General features: G+C 39.3%; 18 protein-coding genes. 14 read left to right on the top strand and 4 right to left on the bottom strand.

What is annotated here, in order from left to right:
• Positions 1-8: 8 nt before the first annotated feature.
• From secY to BMY21_RS04155, 10 genes are all read left to right on the top strand, one after another.
• Positions 9-1,343: a preprotein translocase subunit SecY gene (secY, locus tag BMY21_RS04200; protein WP_074641228.1), complete on the top strand. Its 1,335-nt coding sequence runs from the start codon at positions 9-11 to the stop codon at positions 1,341-1,343.
• Between the two features lie 134 nt (positions 1,344-1,477).
• Entirely contained in the window at positions 1,478-1,591 is a 114-nt protein-coding gene (gene rpmJ / locus BMY21_RS04195) for a 50S ribosomal protein L36 (RefSeq protein WP_074641226.1), read from the top strand.
• 17 nt (positions 1,592-1,608) lie between these two features.
• Positions 1,609-1,977, top strand: a complete 369-nt coding sequence (rpsM, locus tag BMY21_RS04190; protein WP_074641225.1) for a 30S ribosomal protein S13 — start codon at positions 1,609-1,611, stop codon at positions 1,975-1,977.
• A gap of 15 nt (positions 1,978-1,992) precedes the next feature.
• Complete coding sequence (rpsK, locus tag BMY21_RS04185) at positions 1,993-2,373, top strand: 30S ribosomal protein S11 (protein ID WP_022931779.1); 381 nt, start codon at positions 1,993-1,995, stop codon at positions 2,371-2,373.
• A 19-nt stretch (positions 2,374-2,392) separates the two neighbouring features.
• Positions 2,393-2,992: a 30S ribosomal protein S4 gene (gene rpsD / locus BMY21_RS04180; RefSeq protein WP_074641223.1), complete on the top strand. Its 600-nt coding sequence runs from the start codon at positions 2,393-2,395 to the stop codon at positions 2,990-2,992.
• 15 nt (positions 2,993-3,007) lie between these two features.
• Positions 3,008-4,066, top strand: coding sequence for a DNA-directed RNA polymerase subunit alpha (locus BMY21_RS04175; protein ID WP_074641222.1), 1,059 nt, complete (start codon positions 3,008-3,010; stop codon positions 4,064-4,066).
• Complete coding sequence (rplQ, locus tag BMY21_RS04170) at positions 4,056-4,568, top strand: 50S ribosomal protein L17 (RefSeq protein WP_022931776.1); 513 nt, start codon at positions 4,056-4,058, stop codon at positions 4,566-4,568. Before BMY21_RS04175 ends, rplQ begins: the two co-directional genes overlap by 11 nt.
• Before the next feature lie 19 nt (positions 4,569-4,587).
• Entirely contained in the window at positions 4,588-4,842 is a 255-nt protein-coding gene (locus BMY21_RS04165; protein ID WP_074641220.1) for a hypothetical protein, read from the top strand.
• A gap of 119 nt (positions 4,843-4,961) precedes the next feature.
• Positions 4,962-5,903: a PilZ domain-containing protein gene (locus BMY21_RS04160; protein ID WP_074641942.1), complete on the top strand. Its 942-nt coding sequence runs from the start codon at positions 4,962-4,964 to the stop codon at positions 5,901-5,903.
• A gap of 31 nt (positions 5,904-5,934) precedes the next feature.
• On the top strand, positions 5,935-7,089 hold the full coding sequence (locus tag BMY21_RS04155) for a tetratricopeptide repeat protein (RefSeq protein WP_074641218.1): 1,155 nt from the start codon (positions 5,935-5,937) through the stop codon (positions 7,087-7,089).
• Positions 7,090-7,137: 48 nt separating this feature from the next.
• Here BMY21_RS04155 and BMY21_RS04150 read toward each other — a convergent pair whose 3' ends face one another.
• From BMY21_RS04150 to murB, 4 genes are all read right to left on the bottom strand, one after another.
• Positions 7,138-7,578, bottom strand: coding sequence for a DUF192 domain-containing protein (locus tag BMY21_RS04150; RefSeq protein ID WP_074641216.1), 441 nt, complete (start codon positions 7,576-7,578; stop codon positions 7,138-7,140).
• Between the two features lie 20 nt (positions 7,579-7,598).
• Positions 7,599-8,147 (bottom strand): hypothetical protein, encoded by a 549-nt coding sequence (locus BMY21_RS04145; protein WP_074641214.1) that lies wholly within the window; start codon positions 8,145-8,147, stop codon positions 7,599-7,601.
• 30 nt (positions 8,148-8,177) lie between these two features.
• Complete coding sequence (locus BMY21_RS04140; RefSeq protein WP_074641212.1) at positions 8,178-9,359, bottom strand: Crp/Fnr family transcriptional regulator; 1,182 nt, start codon at positions 9,357-9,359, stop codon at positions 8,178-8,180.
• An 82-nt stretch (positions 9,360-9,441) separates the two neighbouring features.
• Positions 9,442-10,410 carry a UDP-N-acetylmuramate dehydrogenase gene (murB, locus tag BMY21_RS04135; protein WP_074641210.1) on the bottom strand — a complete coding sequence of 323 codons (969 nt, stop codon included), beginning with the start codon at positions 10,408-10,410 and terminating at the stop codon, positions 9,442-9,444.
• A gap of 219 nt (positions 10,411-10,629) precedes the next feature.
• Here murB and cysS point away from each other — a divergent pair, with 219 nt between their 5' ends.
• The 4 genes from cysS to BMY21_RS04115 are packed head-to-tail and all read left to right on the top strand — an operon-like array spanning position 10,630 to position 15,177.
• Positions 10,630-12,177, top strand: a complete 1,548-nt coding sequence (gene cysS, locus BMY21_RS04130) for a cysteine--tRNA ligase (RefSeq protein WP_074641207.1) — start codon at positions 10,630-10,632, stop codon at positions 12,175-12,177.
• A 36-nt stretch (positions 12,178-12,213) separates the two neighbouring features.
• Positions 12,214-12,783, top strand: a complete 570-nt coding sequence (locus tag BMY21_RS04125) for an RNA polymerase sigma factor (RefSeq protein WP_074641205.1) — start codon at positions 12,214-12,216, stop codon at positions 12,781-12,783.
• Positions 12,764-13,468 (top strand): anti-sigma factor family protein, encoded by a 705-nt coding sequence (locus BMY21_RS04120; RefSeq protein WP_074641203.1) that lies wholly within the window; start codon positions 12,764-12,766, stop codon positions 13,466-13,468. The genes BMY21_RS04125 and BMY21_RS04120 overlap by 20 nt, the downstream gene beginning before the upstream one ends.
• A complete protein-coding gene (locus BMY21_RS04115; protein ID WP_074641201.1) occupies positions 13,468-15,177 on the top strand; it encodes a transglutaminase domain-containing protein in 1,710 nt (569 codons plus the stop codon). Before BMY21_RS04120 ends, BMY21_RS04115 begins: the two co-directional genes overlap by 1 nt.
• The last annotated feature ends 22 nt before the right edge of the window (positions 15,178-15,199 follow it).

Below are 15,199 nucleotides of genomic sequence, written 5' to 3'. Positions count from 1 at the left end.
AGTAGAACATGGCAAGCAATCCAATTGTTAATATGTTTAAAGTTAAAGAAATTAGAGACCGTTTGTTCTTTACATTCCTGATTCTCGCAGTTTTCCGTTTAGGATCTGTAATTACAGTACCAGGAATTGATGCAAATGTTCTTATTAAATACTTTGACGATTTAGCTGCGCAGAATAAGAACGCATTCGCCAGTTACATGGACTTCTTCGTAGGAGGAGCTTTTTCTAACTTCTCTATTTTGATGCTTGGTGTAATGCCTTATATCTCAATGCAGATTATTATGCAGCTTGCTGTGATTATTTTCCCGTTCCTTAAACGCATATCTCAGGAAGATGGTGGCCAGAGAAAGATTGCTCAGTACACACGTATTGGAACAATCATTGTTTGTGTTATCCAGGCTTGGGGTATGTCAGTTTATGCAAACAGTATCCCTGGTTGTATTGTTCTCGAGAATAAGATGGCCTTCAAGGCCCTCTTCCTCGTAACAGTAACAACCGGATCTATGGTTACTGTTTGGTTAGGCGATCAGATTACAGCTCGCGGTATTGGAAATGGTATTTCAATGATGATTTTTGCAGGTATTGTTGCCCGCTTGCCTAATGCTATTGTTGAGCTTGCTCAGAAAGTAAAGGCTGGCGAAATTCAGCTTGTATTTGTTATCCTTGTAATCATCATGTTCATTGCAATTATCGGATTGGTAATTTATGAAGAGTCAGGACAGAGAAAGATTCCTGTACACTATGCTAAACGCGTAGTAGGAAGAAAAATGTATGGCGGACAGAGCACATACATTCCTTTCAAGGTTAACCCTTCAAACGTTATTCCTTTGATTTTTGCAAACTCAATTCTTACAATGCCACTGATGTTTGTTCAGTCAGTCGCAAAGGGAGAAAATTCTGCAAGATGGATTAGTTCTATCGCAAGAGTTCTTACTCCTAATGGAATGTGGTACAATATAGTATTGGTTATTCTTATTATCTTCTTTGCTTACTTCTACACTCAGGTAACACTGAACCCTACAGAAATTGCAAAGAACATCCGTGAAAACGGCGGCTCCATTCCGGGTGTGCGTACAGATAAGACAGAAGAGTACCTTACAAAGATATTGAACAGACTTATATTACCAGGTTCATTGTTCCTTGCATTGATTGCTATTATCCCAACCCTCATTCAGAGCTGGTTCGGATTTCCACAGTCAGTTGCACAGCTTATGGGCGGAACTTCACTGATCATTTTGATTGGTGTTGATCTTGATACAATGAGTCAGGTTGAGGCTCTCCTTAAAATGCATCATCATGAAGGACTTACAAAGAAGGGCAAAATTAGATCACGAAATCTCTAGAAAGAAATTTTAGAAAATTCGTGAATTAACAGTAGAAAAGAACTGGGAATATGTGATATATTATCTTTTACCGAATTGCTCTCATTGCGAGGTGCCTAAAATTCGGTAAAAAATATTCTCATGGGGGCTTTTATATGAAAGTACGAACCAGTGTAAAACCTATCTGTGATAAGTGTAAGGTAATTAAGAGAAATGGTATTATCCGTATCATTTGTTCAAACCCAAAACATAAGCAGAGACAGGGCTAAGGCTTAAGGAGAAACAGATGGCTCGAATTGCGGGAGTTGATATCCCTAATAAGCACACAGTTGTTGCTTTAACTTATATTTATGGTATCGGCCGTTCATCTGCAAAAGAAATTTGCGAAAAAGCTAAGATTGAACCAACAAAAATGGCTAACGATCTTACACAGGATGAATTGGCAAGAATTCGTGAAATCATGGACGCTGAATACAAGACTGAAGGACGTCTCCGTTCAGAAATCGGTCTTAACCTTAAGCGTTTGATGGATATTGGTTGCTATCGTGGTCTTCGTCACAAGAGAGGTCTTCCAGTACGCGGTCAGAGAACTCGTACAAATGCACGTACTCGTAAGGGTAAGAAGAAGACTGTTGCTAACAAGAAGAAAGCATAAGGCGGAGGATAGATAATGGCTACCGTTAAGAAACGAAAGGAAAAAAAGAGCGTATACGAAGGAAATGTTTATATCCAGGCTACGTTCAATAATACTATCGTAACTGTAACAGACATGAAGGGAAATGCTCTTTCATGGGCATCTTCAGGCGGACTCGGATTCCGTGGAGCAAAGAAGTCTACTCCTTTTGCTGCACAGTCTGTTGCTGAAACAGCTTTGCAGAAGGCTGCAAGTTACGGTTTACGTGAAGTACACGTATATGTAAAGGGACCAGGAATGGGTCGTGAAAACGCTATCCGTTCTATTGGTGCTATGGGCTTGAGAGTAAAGTCTATTTCTGATGTTACTCCAATTCCTCACAATGGCTGTCGTCCTCGTAAGACTCGACGCATGTAAATCTTAAGGAGAATACGTTATGGGTAAAAGCACACAGCCTCTCTTAAAGAGATGTAAAGCCTTGGGTATCAACCCAGTTGTAATGGGTTATACAAAGGAATCAAAGAGAAATCAGAAAGAAGTTAGACGCGCTAAGAAGTCTGAATACGGTCTTCAGCTTACAGAAAAGCAGAAGCTCCGCTTCATCTATGGTGTTCTCGAGAAGCAGTTCCGCAAGTACTATGTAATGGCTACAAAAAAGACTGGCGTAACTGGTGAAGTTTTGCTGCAGATCCTTGAATCTCGTCTTGATAATGTTATCTATAGAATGGGATTTGCTAAGACACGTCAGCAGGCAAGACAGATGGTAAATCACGGTCATATTACTGTAAACGGAAAGAAGGTTGATATTCCTTCTTACCTCGTAAAAGTAGGCGATGAGATTTCTATCAAAGAAGAAAGCAGAACTTCTGCTGGAATCAAGACTATTGTTCTCGCTAACAGCGATAACAAAGTAGTTCCTGGTTGGCTCGAAGTAGATGCTGAAAAATTTACTGGAAAGGTTGTAAGCTTGGCTGCACGTTCAGATATTGACTACGCAGTTAAAGAGAACCTTATTGTTGAATATTATTCTAAATAATAAAGAGGAGTTTAGATGGCTCGCAAAAACTTGCTTAAAGGTTTCAAAAAACCTAAAGGTATTTCATTTGAACCGATTGACAGTACCAATCCGAATTATCAGAAGTTCTATGCCTACCCGTTTGAAACAGGTTTTGGTACAACAGTTGGAAACACTTTAAGAAGAGTATTGTTGTCATCTATCCAAGGTTATGCAATTACCTCTATCCGTATTACATCTTATGACGAGAGTGGTATTTCTCATGTAATTTCCAGTGAATTTGAAGCAATTCCAAATGTAGCTGAAGATACACTTGAGATTATCAACAGTCTTAAGATGATACGTTTGTGCTTGCCAGAGGACGTTGAATCAGACACTATTCAGTATGAATTCAAAGGCCCTGGTGTAGTAAAGAGTGATAATTTTGCTAAGGAAGGTCAGCTCGAAGTTATGACTAAAGATCAGGTTATCTTTACCATGATGGAAGGCGCTCAGCTTGATATTGAAATTCAGGTTGACCTTGGTAGAGGATACGTACCTGCAGAAACGAATGAACATTACATAGAGGTTGTTGGTACAATTCCTATGGATGCCATTTTCACTCCTGTTCCAAAAGTAAAATATTCTATTGAGCCTTGTCGTGTTGGTCAGCGTAATGACTACGATAAGCTTGTTCTTGAGATTTGGACTGATGGAACAATTTCACCTGTAAATGCATTGGGTGAGGCTGCAAAGATTGCTAAAGATCATTTTGCTATCTTTATCAACTTCAACGACAGTGAAATTTCTGGTGGTGATGAAGGTGACGAGGGCGATGAGACAATCAAGAAGATTCTCGACACTCCAGTTGAGGAACTTGAGCTTTCAGTACGTTCATCAAATTGTTTAAAGAATGCAAATATTCGTACAATCGGCGAATTAACTAAGAAGACTGAAGATGACATTGCAAAGACTAGAAACTTTGGAAAGAAGAGTCTGCAGGAAATCAAGGAAAAGCTCCAGGAATGGAACCTTACACTTGGTATGACAGATTATAGTCATCTGAAGAATGCTGCCAATATAATTAAGCAGAAGGAAGAAAACGATGAATCATAGAAATGGTTTTAATCCGCTTTCACGTACAACAGCACACCGCCGTGCTATGTCACGCAATATGGTAACTTCGCTCTTCAGATATGAGCGTATTACTACAACTAAATCTAAGGCTCTTGAAGTAAGAAAGTCAGCTGAAAAGCTCATTACTAGAGCTAAGGAAGATACTGTACACAATCGTCGTGAAGCTGCAAAGTTTATTCAGGATGAAAAAATCTTGAACAAGCTTTTCACAGAGATTGGTCCTCGCATGAAGGAAAGAAACGGTGGTTATACACGTGTTCTTAAGCTTGGATATCGTCAGGGCGATGCTGCAGACGTTGTAATTCTTGAGCTGGTTGACTATAAGCTTGATGCTGAAAAGTCTGAAGAAAAACCTGCAAAGAAGGCTGAGCCTAAGGCTAAGAAGCCTGCAGCAAAGGCAAAAGATGCAAGTTCTGAGGCTAAGCCAAAGAAAACTACAAAGAAAGCTTCTGAAAAGAAAGAAGAAGCTCCTGCTAACTAAGCTTAAATAGGAGTTTGATATGTCAAAGAACCATCGTGGATCTGGAATTAGATCATTACCTGCACACGGAAAAGGAACTTGTGCTATCTGTGGAAAGATAGACATCAAAGTTCTTTGGGAAAAGGAAATTAATGGTCAGACTGTAAAAGTATGTAAGTTCTGCAACGCTAAGCTTAAGAATGAAGCTCGCGTAGAAGCAAGAAAGGCTAAGCCTGCAGCTGAAGCAGCTGCTACAGAGGCTCCTGCAGAAGAAACTTCAGCTGCTGCTGAGTAAGTTCTGTTTTACAGACTTTATAAACCGTCATCAAAATCGGATGACGGTTTTTTTTTCGGGAAATATTCTTAAGGGTTTACCTTGAAAGAAACCGAAAGTTGAAATATAATTATAAGGTAATGAGCGTAGCAACTAGTCATCACATTTCCAGATATTATGATTATTATCGTGATAAGGAAATTGTTTTTACGAAGGCAAATCTTAAGTCTCTTCGCATTGACCCTCGTCAAATATATTTAAAGAGTAACGGTGGACAGTGGCCTTGTATCATAAATTCTTCATCTTTGCAGCAGGCTAAGGTAATAATTGGTACAGCAAGTGGAATTTATTCAACAGTACAGAAAAACAGAACTGCACCTATAAGTATCCGCTATTGCTTTTTCGATCAGAATAATGAACCAATTCAGTTCTCTGTAAATTGTAACGTAATTGATATTAAACCATTCCAGGATTCTAATGAGCTGGCAATGCTTACTCTTAATTTTACACAGCGTCCGCCGGATGATTTAATTCTGCGTATTGGAGAGTTCATAGAAGTTAATGAAAACTTCCAGAATCGTAAAGAAGAGCGTATTGCAATCAATGAGAACTCTCTCAGACTTTTAAATATTCCAAAGGAAGAGTCATATATCTTTATTGCTGGTGTTCCTAGAAAATGTATCTTGAAGGATATTTCTTTCGGCGGTGCAAAAGCAATGCTTGTTGGAATTCCAAAATTCCTGGAGAACAAAAATGTAGATCTTCGTTTGTTCTTTATTGATACAAATGAAAAGATTTCTCTTCAGGGAATTATTAAGCAATCCGACTTTTTGCCAGGTCGTAAGGATATTTCAATTGTTCATATTGAATTTATTCCTGATGAAATTCCTATGACTTATAAATTCCATATCAATAGTTATATTACTTCTTATCAGAAGCAGCTGATCCAGAATCAGATTAACAACAAAGAAGCTGCTGAAAAAGCAGAGGCTGAGGCTGCTGCTAAGAAGGAAGCCGCAGAGCAGAGGGCTGCAGAAATTGCTGCACAGAAAGCTGCTCTGGAAAAGGCTGGAAAACAGTAAAAACTAAATTCATTTTTTAAGTGGTATTATTATGAATCCTTCAAACCCATTGGAATCGATTTATTTTGTAAACATTCCAAAGCTTGACCTTTCGTCATGCAATTCTTTTGAGATTGACCCGACTATTCCTTTACCAGTACAGAAAAAGCCTGGTCAGTCAGAAGATGACTTTAATCCAAAGGAAATTGAACCTGAGCAGATTCTTGCAGGTATGCTTACAATTCTTGCTTATGATTCAAAGAATACTCAGCTGGACTATTATCGTTCGCTTCTTAAAAAGATTAAGCCTAATCTTAAGAAAGAGCTTTGCGAAGCTGCTATTCTTAAAACAAAGAATGAAGATTTTGATCTTGCAGAAGAAATCTTCCGTGCTTTAATTGGTTTTGATCCTGAAGATGTTGCAATAATTCTTAATATGGCTCTGTTCCTTGATCAGCGTGCTGATTCTTACAGAAACTCTGGCCTTTTTGAAGATGCTGATGCTTATGATGCAGATGCATATTCTTATTACGAACAGGCTATGAATGCTGAGCCTCCTCTTCCTGATGTTTACTTTAATGTTGGTTTTTATTATATGAAACAGCATAAATTCCGTGAGGCAAAGGATGCTTTTGAAACTTATCTTGCGCTCACCTGTGAAACAAGTGATGAAGAAATGGGTGAAAACGGAGTTTATAAAAAAGAACGTGCTCAGGAAATCATCAACAATATCAATAATCAGAATATGGATGATGAGAACTTTAAGGCTGCATATGATTTGATTTCAAGTGGTCAGGAAGAAAAAGGTCTTGAGCAGATTAGAGACTTTTTGCAGAGTAATCCAAAGGTCTGGAACGGCTGGTTCATGCTTGGCTGGGGACTTAGACGCCTTGAACGTTATGCTGATGCTAAACAGGCTTTCCAGGAAGCTCTTAAATATGGCGGTGATACAAATGCTGATACTTATAATGAGCTTTCACTCTGTTATATTGAAGAAAAAGATTTTGCAGAAGCAAAGAAGTGTCTTATGAAGGCTCTTTCACTTGAACCTGAAAGCACAAAGATTATTTCAAATCTTGGATATCTTGCGCTTGCAATGGGAAATAAACAGGAAGCACGTAATTACTTTACTGCAGTTTTGGAATTTGATCCAAAAGATAAGATTGCGGCAGCTGAGTTGATGAAGCTGGAGCAGGAAGCTGAGTAAATAGATTGCCACGTCGCTGCGCTCCTCGCAATGACGTGCTGCAGATGTTTACGGTAGAATAACGGTGTCACCTTCGGTGATGCCGTTTTTTTTGTACCAGCCTTGTGGAACTTCAAGAGCATAGCGAACAGAAACTGTGCTGATGATTGAATCTGTGCTGTATGGATTCATATCAAAAATGTTTCTGATTTTGCCTTTTGAATCTATGTAAGCGATTGAAAGCGGATGAGGGGTATTTTTCATCCAGAAGGATAAAAGCTGGTCTCTTTCAAATATAAACAGCATTCCTGTTCCGTCTGGAATGGTTTTACGTTCCATAAATCCATGGTTTCTGTCTTCCGGTTTTATTGCAATTTCTGCTGCTACTGTGAATTCTGTTCCGTCCTGGCGGATTATTTTTATATCTTTTACAGGAAGTTTCTGTGGTTTGCAGGAAATGAATGGTGTAAGAAGTAGTAATACGGCTATAAGAAGTGCTGTTTTTTTCATTTATGTTTATCCTTTTTGAATCAGAGTTCGTCCAGAAACATTTCCTGAGTTATTTCTGTTGGAGATGCCTGGATGTTTGAATAGTTTTGTGTCTGTTCAAAAATCTTATTATCAATATATTTAAGTGTAAGTGGTTTTTCAAGACTCATAGTGACTGCACCATCTGTCCAGGTGGCTGCCTGAGGACTAAAACTTGTTGGTTCCCCGTATTTTTTTGTGAGTTTTGTAAAAATGCTGTAATAGTCTATTTTTTCCGGATTTATATTGATTGTAATAATATAAAGTTCATCGAATGAGAACTGAAACCAGCAGCGGGTAAGGAAATTTGAGCCGAAACCTCGTTGTGCATCTGTTTCAATAAGAGTTTTGCTTGAATGAGGGATGAGTGAAACGTCACGATCTCCGTGGTATCCGAAATCTGGATCTTTTACTAAGTTTTCTTTAGTTTCTTCTAGACTCATTCCCAACATGATGTCTTTGTATCCATGCGGAAGGCTTTCTGCATATAAAAATAATGAAAAAGCAGAAAAAAGAATGAGACTAAGGCTTTTTTTCTTGAATAAAATCATACTTAATTATCGGAAGATAATTGGTTTAGATTATTTATTTTGTTTGCGATAGAAGGCAGCGGCTTTCATAAGTTCCTGTGCGTCTTTTATGAAGATTTTGCCGTTTTCTATACGAATCTGGTCATACTGTTCAAAGTCGTAAATAGCCTTTGCCTGATATTCACTTGCAAGACCACACATATTTGCGAGGTCTTTTGGTGTAAACTCTGTCTGCATTGAAAGCTTTGAGAAGCCGATTTTAACACGCTGTTTTTCGAGCTGAAGTGAAAGCATATCAAGCATTTTTGCGAGAGGCTCTGTAAGAGTTGCGTTATCAAGCTGGCGGTACATAGACCACAATCGGTCTGCAAGTGTAGTAGTAAGTTTTGCTATCAGCTGTGGCTGTGTTGCTACCATCTGATTGAAGTTTGAACGGTTGATTACCATAAGTGTACAGTCGCTGTGTGCGAGTGCGTTAGCAGAACGGGGCTTGTTTTCGATAAGAGCCATTTCTCCAAACATATCGCCTTTTTTAAGTACTGCGAGAGTTACTTCGTTTCCATTTACAATCTTTGTAATTGAAACTTCACCTCTCTGGATGATAAACATATCTGAACCTGTCTGTGCTTCTGAGAAAATCATTGTATCTTTTGGATACTGACGTGTAGGTTCTGTTGTTGGTTCAAAATAAACTGCATGTGTTTTTGGTTTGAGTGTTACAAACTTCTGTTTTGCGAGGTCTGCATTTGGTCCCTGAGGTTTTGTTTTAAGATACTGATAGTATGCGTAAACAGCTACATCTGGAAGTGCATTTTTCTCGTAAAAATTACCTACTTTGAAAATCTGTTCGTAGGTGTCCTGAACTACTGAATGAAGGGTAGCTTTTGTAAGCATTTCGTTCATAACACGCATTCGGTTTGCAAAAGTTTTGATTATTTTAAGGGCAACAGGTGTGTTCTGAGAAATAAGTTCAGGATACTGGTCTTTGCGTACAGAAATAGCCATTACATCTGTTGTGGCAATTGCGGTTTCAATCTGAAGGTGATCTGACATACAAGGAACTACACCAACGAAGTCTCCAGGTCCGTACATTGTTGGTGCAAGGCCTGATCCTGATGATTTCATGCATTGTACGTTACCTTTCTGGATTATGTAAAAATGGTCGGTGTTTTCTTTGCCTTCTACGACAAGATATGAACCTTTTCTGAAACTAACAATTTGTAACTGCAGCAAGAGTCTACTCTCCTAAGATTATTCAATATATAAGTATAAATTTAGAATTTTTATTTGTCAATTGAAGATTCGGTCAATTAAACTAAACAAAAATGATTTCTGGTTCAAGATCGAAGCCGAATTTGTCTTTTACTGCTTTTTGGGCTGACTTTACCAGTGTTCTTATATTGTCGGCTGTTGCATTACCTGTGTTTATGATGAAATTTCCATGGAAAGGTGCTATCTGGGCTCCGCCGGCTGTGAGGCCTTTGAGTCCGCAGTCGTCTATGAGTTTACCGCTTGGTGCTCCGAAGGCGTGGTTGTTTTTGAATACGCTGCCGGCGCTTGGATATTTGAAGTGGCCTTTGTCTACGCGCTCTGCGATGTATTTTTTGCAGTCTGCGACTATGCGGTCGTGGGCTGATGCGCCGGCAGGTGTGAGACGGAATGTTGCCTGTGTGATATAGCGCTGGTTAGTTTGTGAGCCATCTTCTGCTGTATGTGCCTGGAATGGAGATTTTTTATAATCCCAGTCGGCGGCATTAAAAGGCAGTTCAGTTATTTTTGTTTTTTCGCCTGTGTATTCGATATGTGATGTTGAATATAGAAGATCGCTTATTGAACGGTCAAAACAGCGTGCATTCATATAAACGGCGCCACCAACTGTACCTGGAAGGCCTGCAAACTGTTCTGCCCCGGTAAGATTCTTTTTTGTACAGAAATCTACAAAGGCTGCCATTGGAACACCGCACTGGCAGGTTACGAGAACTGAGCCATCAGGTGTAGTTTCATCCGGGTCATAAAAGATTTCTTTGATTGACTGAGTGGAAATAATTGCGCCATTATATAATCCATCCGGGTAAACGACATTACTGGCTCCGCCTGTTACAAAATAGGGGAGTTCTGCGGAACGGGCGGCACTTATTGCGGCTTCAAGCTGTTCTGGAGTTTGTGGTGTGATAAAAAGCCTTGCGGTTCCACCTACTTTGAAGGTTGATTTTGGTGCAAGTGGTTCATTTTCTGTGTAAGGTATTTTTGCAACCTTAAGCATTGAAGCAAGGAAATCTATCATACTTCTATTATAGTAGGAAAACGAGCTGTGTGGAAGTATGGATGAGCGGTGTTAAAAAATCGGGTGTGTTGTTTAAGAGGTCGGAAAATAGTATAATTATCAATAAATGTGAAAATTTTCAAAGGCAGCCGAGCATAGCTCGTCTGTGCGCATTTTAACGGATTTCCGATAAGAGCGGGGGAAGGTTTTCCCCTTTAAATTCTAAATACGAGGTAAACTATGGCACTGAGATTATACAATACTATGGGACGCAGGATGGAAGAGTTTAAGCCGATTGTGGAGGGGCACGTTGGTTTTTACGGTTGTGGCCCGACTGTTTACAACTATGCGCATATTGGTAATCTGCGTGCTTATGTTTTTCTTGATATTCTTGATAAGACTCTGTCTCTGCTTGGTTATGATATAAAGCATGTTATGAATATTACTGATGTAGGTCACCTTTCTGATGACGGCGACAACGGTGAAGATAAAATGAAGAAGTCTGCGGCCGAGAGACATCAGAGTGTTCTTGAGGTTGCTAATTTTTATACTGATGCTTTTATGAAGGATATGGATGCTATGAATATCCGTCATCCTGATGTTATCTGCCGTGCTACTGAACACATTGATGACATGATTGAGCTGATTAAAAAGATTGAAGCTAACGGTCACACTTATATGGCTGGCGGAAATCTTTATTATGATATTTCTACTTATCCAGATTATGGTAAGCTTGCTAATCTGAATCTTGATGAGCTTAAGGCAGGGGCTGGTAAACGTAAGGTTGTTGTTATTGATGAAAACAAACGCAATCCTGGTGACTTTGTACTGTGGTTTACTAAGTCTAAGTTTGAAGATCAGGCTATGACCTGGGATTCTCCTTGGGGACGCGGATATCCTGGCTGGCACATTGAGTGTTCTGCTATGAGTATGAAATATCTTGGTAAGCATTTTGATATTCATACAGGCGGTATTGATCACGTGCCTGTTCATCATACTAATGAAATTGCTCAGTCGGAAGGTTCTTTTGATGAGGCTGAGCGCGCTAAGGGACCTTGGGTAAACTACTGGATGCACAATGAGTTCCTTATTCTTGAGGGCGGTAAGATGAGTAAGAGCAGCGGTAATTTTATTACCCTTCAGACTTCTTTACCTCCAGAGCGTGGTTTCTCTCTTAAAGACAAGGGCTATGCTCCGCTTGATTATCGTTTCTTCCTTTTGAGTGGTCACTACAGAAAGCAGCTTGTATTCAGTCTTGAAGCTCTTGAGTCTGCTAAGAACGGACGTGCGGCACTTTATTCACGTGTTGCTAAGTTGATTTCTCGTGCTAATTCAGAAGAAGGTCTCGGATTGACTGCAGATAACTTTGCATCTGTTCTTGCAGGTATAGATTGCGAAACTGATAATCTTGCTAAATTCCGCGAAGGTCTTGAAAACGACCTTGCTACACCTGTTGCTATGGCTGCTCTTCAGAAAGAAGCTGCCGGTAAGGGAAATGTAAAGGCTAGTACATCTCTTGCCGCTCTTATGAAGATGGATTCTGTATTGAGTCTTGATGTTATTAAGGGTGGTTTTGAAGCTCTTGCTGCTACTGAACCAGCTGATTCTGCTGCAGATTCTCATGCGGGAGATCCTGAAGCAGCTGAAATTGATGCACTTGTTGCAGAACGTACTGCTGCAAAAAAAGCAAAAGATTTTGCAAAGGCTGATGAAATCCGTAACCAGTTGACTGCTCGAGGTGTTATTATAATTGATACACCGAATGGTCCGACATGGAAGCGCGGGTAATTCCTGTTAATTTTTTGTAACTTTTGGGATAGTATTGTGTTTAATAATATAACTGGAAATCAACAGGAGAGTAACGAAGCGTTATGCGCCGGAAATCCGGTTGATTTTAAGAAAATTTATGATGCAACTATGCAGATGCTCTTTAAGGTTTCATATAGAATTGTAAACGATGAAGAGGCTGCAGAGGATTTGGCTCACGATTCTCTCATTAAAGCTAATGAAAAGAATCTGACATTTCCTACAATAAATGATGCTAAGTACTGGCTTATTCGGGTTGTAAAGAATGCATCCATAAATTATATAAAACGTAAAGAACGTGAGCGTAAGGCTTACGAAAAGGTCCTTTATGAGGATCATAGAAAAACAGAGACTGGGGAAGTTGACTTGCTTAAGGCTGAGTCCATAAGTAAGGCAAGGGAAGCTCTGAAAAAATTACCGGAAAACCTGCAGGATGTTCTTATGCTTCGGGAATATGCAGACCTGAACTATAAGGAAATTGGAAGAATTCTTGGAATTACTGAAGGTAATGTAAAGGTAAGAATTTTCAGAGCAAGGGAACAGCTTGTAAAAATTATAGGAGAAGATAATGTCTTTTTGCCCGAGTAAAGATATTCATTCTGTATACCTCGACGGTGAGTTGCCTGAAAACTACAAGGCTGAGTATGAGCTTCATATAGCTAATTGTGAAAAGTGCCGTAAAGAGTTAGAGCAGCTTAAGGCTGTTAGTAATTTGTTTAAAGCTGATTCTTCTGCTTTGAATCTGGATGAGAAGTTCATGGACGAAAGTTTCCAGAGACTTCAGATAAAAATGGCTTATAATCGCAATGTATTGAAGGCTCCTCGTAAATCTTCATTCAGAGTAATAACTTATGTCGCTTCTGGTATTGCTGCTGCTGCGGTTCTTGCATTAGTGCTCCCTCTTGGGTTAAAATCAAAGCAAGCTTCTACTGAAGTTTCTGCTGTCGAAAAAACACGCCTTTTTCAGTCTGTAAGTTCTGGTTCTACTGTTCCTATTACAGCAGTGTCTACAGGAGCACGAACTTCGGACAATAATGTTCCGTTTGATAGTGGAAGAAGCGTTGTCGTTTCTGGTAATATTCAGGATGTTGTTTTGTCTTCAAAAAATAAAAACAATCCGGTATTTACAAGAAATGTAAACGATGTCGATGTATTGAGACCAGATTTTCAGGACGAAGCAATTTCTATAAAGATTACAGTTCCTGGCATGGGTGATTTCCCGGTAACAACTGAAATCAACGTTCCTATGGATCTTGTATCAGGCAGACATTAGTGGATTCTTCTGGAAAGTTTAGTTATTCATTGAGGAAGTATCCGGCACTCCGGGTACTTTCTGTTGTTTTTATCATATGTATAATTCTCGGTTCTATTTATCTCATTGGTTTCAGGAATAAACCTGTTCCTGAAATTACTTCTGTTGTTCCTCCTGTTGGTTCTCCCGGTGACCTTGTTATCATTAACGGTTCGAATTTTGGGGCTGTACGTGATATGAGCTATGTAGAAATAGCGGGGTCAAAACTTACTGCCAGTTCTTATATTTCGTGGACAGATAATTGTATTAAATTCGTACTTCCTGCTAATGTACAGGATGGTCTTCTTGTTGTTGGAACTAAGGAACTTCGTTCAAAACCTGCTCTTTTTGCAAATGAGGTTGATATTCCTGTTCCGGTTCCTGCTGTGCAGCAGGTTACAAAGCCGTTAATCACTATGCTTTCTTCGGACAAGGTTAGTACGGGTGAGCTTCTTGTGATTTACGGAAATAATTTTGGTGATTCAAAAAATCAGTCTAAAGTGCTTTTTACTATGGACTGCAATAATAAAATCAGTGAGGCTGACTATAAGAACATGGTTATGCTTACTGAGAATATGATTCCTGCAAGCGAAGATGATTTTGATTATGTTTCCTGGTCGAATACAGAAATCACTGTTCGTGTTCCTGATGGTGCTTATAGTGGTGTTGTAATTGTAGATACAGGCCGTGAACAGTCTGATCCTAAGGAAATTACTATCAATACTGATGCGGGTCGTAAGGAATATCTTAATAAGAAGATATATCTGGTTCAGTATACTGCTGATATTGCTGATGTTGTGACAGATGATGTTTCTACAATTACTCTTCGCTGTCCGATTCCTTTTAATTGTCCTGCTCAGCCTAATATTGAGATTACTGAGGTTGTGCCGGAACCGATTTTATTAAATTATCAGAATAATTTGATTCATCAGATTACAAAGAGCAGAAATAATACTCCAAAGAGTGTATTTAAGCAGACTTTCGTTCTTCCTGTTTTTGAAGTAAGAACTAATGTAAATCCTGTTAAAATTGGAAATTATAAGAACACAGAAAAAAATCTGTTGAGTGGAGCACTTAAGTCTGATGCTCTTGTTCCAAGTTCTGATAAGGCTGTAAAAGAGCTTTGTGATAAGATTATTGGAAAAGAAAAAAATGCCTGGAATAAAGCAAAACGGATTTATGAATATCTTTGCGATAACTGTATGATTGAAGCAAAGGTTCGTAACGGAGATTCGAATCCGCTTGATTTGATTAAAAAAGGAAGCGGTGATGCTTATGATTTTGCAGTTATTTATACTGCTTTGTTGAGAGCTGCTGAGATTCCGGCTTATACAGATGGCGGTGTATTAGTCAATCAGGATTTGCAGAGTCAGGCTCACTGGTGGTGTGAATTCTATATTGATAGAGTAGGCTGGGTTCCTGCGGATCCTGCTCTCGGTGCAGGGCTTGAATATAAGCGCTGGACAGACAGTGATGTTGTAGATGAAAGAGCTTACTATTTTGGAAATATGGACTCGCATCATATTCTTTTCTCAAGAGGATGGAGTCAGCTTAAGCCGTTTAGTGCAGACAGTAAGATTGTTCAGCAGCCAAGAAGTTTTGCCCTGCAGTCTATATGGGAAGAAGCAAATAAAGATACAGCAAAATACAGCAGCTACTGGAGTGTTCCGGTAGTAAAGGGAGTTTATTAGTAGATCCTGAAACAAGTTCAGG

The sequence above is a fragment of the Treponema bryantii genome (genome assembly GCF_900111035.1).
Classification (GTDB): domain Bacteria; phylum Spirochaetota; class Spirochaetia; order Treponematales; family Treponemataceae; genus Treponema_D; species Treponema_D bryantii_C.
Note: the sequence above shows the minus strand (reverse complement) of the source record. Positions and strands in the feature narration are given on the sequence as shown.

What these genes read in the sequence shown, in the direction of transcription:
- secY (WP_074641228.1), top strand. Translation starts at nt 9, where the DNA reads ATGGCAAGCAATCCAATTGTTAATATGTTTAAAGTTAAAGAAATTAGA.
- rpmJ (WP_074641226.1), top strand. Translation starts at nt 1,478, where the DNA reads ATGAAAGTACGAACCAGTGTAAAACCTATCTGTGATAAGTGTAAGGTA.
- rpsM (WP_074641225.1), top strand. Translation starts at nt 1,609, where the DNA reads ATGGCTCGAATTGCGGGAGTTGATATCCCTAATAAGCACACAGTTGTT.
- rpsK (WP_022931779.1), top strand. Translation starts at nt 1,993, where the DNA reads ATGGCTACCGTTAAGAAACGAAAGGAAAAAAAGAGCGTATACGAAGGA.
- rpsD (WP_074641223.1), top strand. Translation starts at nt 2,393, where the DNA reads ATGGGTAAAAGCACACAGCCTCTCTTAAAGAGATGTAAAGCCTTGGGT.
- BMY21_RS04175 (WP_074641222.1), top strand. Translation starts at nt 3,008, where the DNA reads ATGGCTCGCAAAAACTTGCTTAAAGGTTTCAAAAAACCTAAAGGTATT.
- rplQ (WP_022931776.1), top strand. Translation starts at nt 4,056, where the DNA reads ATGAATCATAGAAATGGTTTTAATCCGCTTTCACGTACAACAGCACAC.
- BMY21_RS04165 (WP_074641220.1), top strand. Translation starts at nt 4,588, where the DNA reads ATGTCAAAGAACCATCGTGGATCTGGAATTAGATCATTACCTGCACAC.
- BMY21_RS04160 (WP_074641942.1), top strand. Translation starts at nt 4,962, where the DNA reads ATGAGCGTAGCAACTAGTCATCACATTTCCAGATATTATGATTATTAT.
- BMY21_RS04155 (WP_074641218.1), top strand. Translation starts at nt 5,935, where the DNA reads ATGAATCCTTCAAACCCATTGGAATCGATTTATTTTGTAAACATTCCA.
- BMY21_RS04150 (WP_074641216.1), bottom strand. Translation starts at nt 7,578, where the DNA reads ATGAAAAAAACAGCACTTCTTATAGCCGTATTACTACTTCTTACACCA.
- BMY21_RS04145 (WP_074641214.1), bottom strand. Translation starts at nt 8,147, where the DNA reads ATGATTTTATTCAAGAAAAAAAGCCTTAGTCTCATTCTTTTTTCTGCT.
- murB (WP_074641210.1), bottom strand. Translation starts at nt 10,410, where the DNA reads ATGATAGATTTCCTTGCTTCAATGCTTAAGGTTGCAAAAATACCTTAC.
- cysS (WP_074641207.1), top strand. Translation starts at nt 10,630, where the DNA reads ATGGCACTGAGATTATACAATACTATGGGACGCAGGATGGAAGAGTTT.
- BMY21_RS04120 (WP_074641203.1), top strand. Translation starts at nt 12,764, where the DNA reads ATGTCTTTTTGCCCGAGTAAAGATATTCATTCTGTATACCTCGACGGT.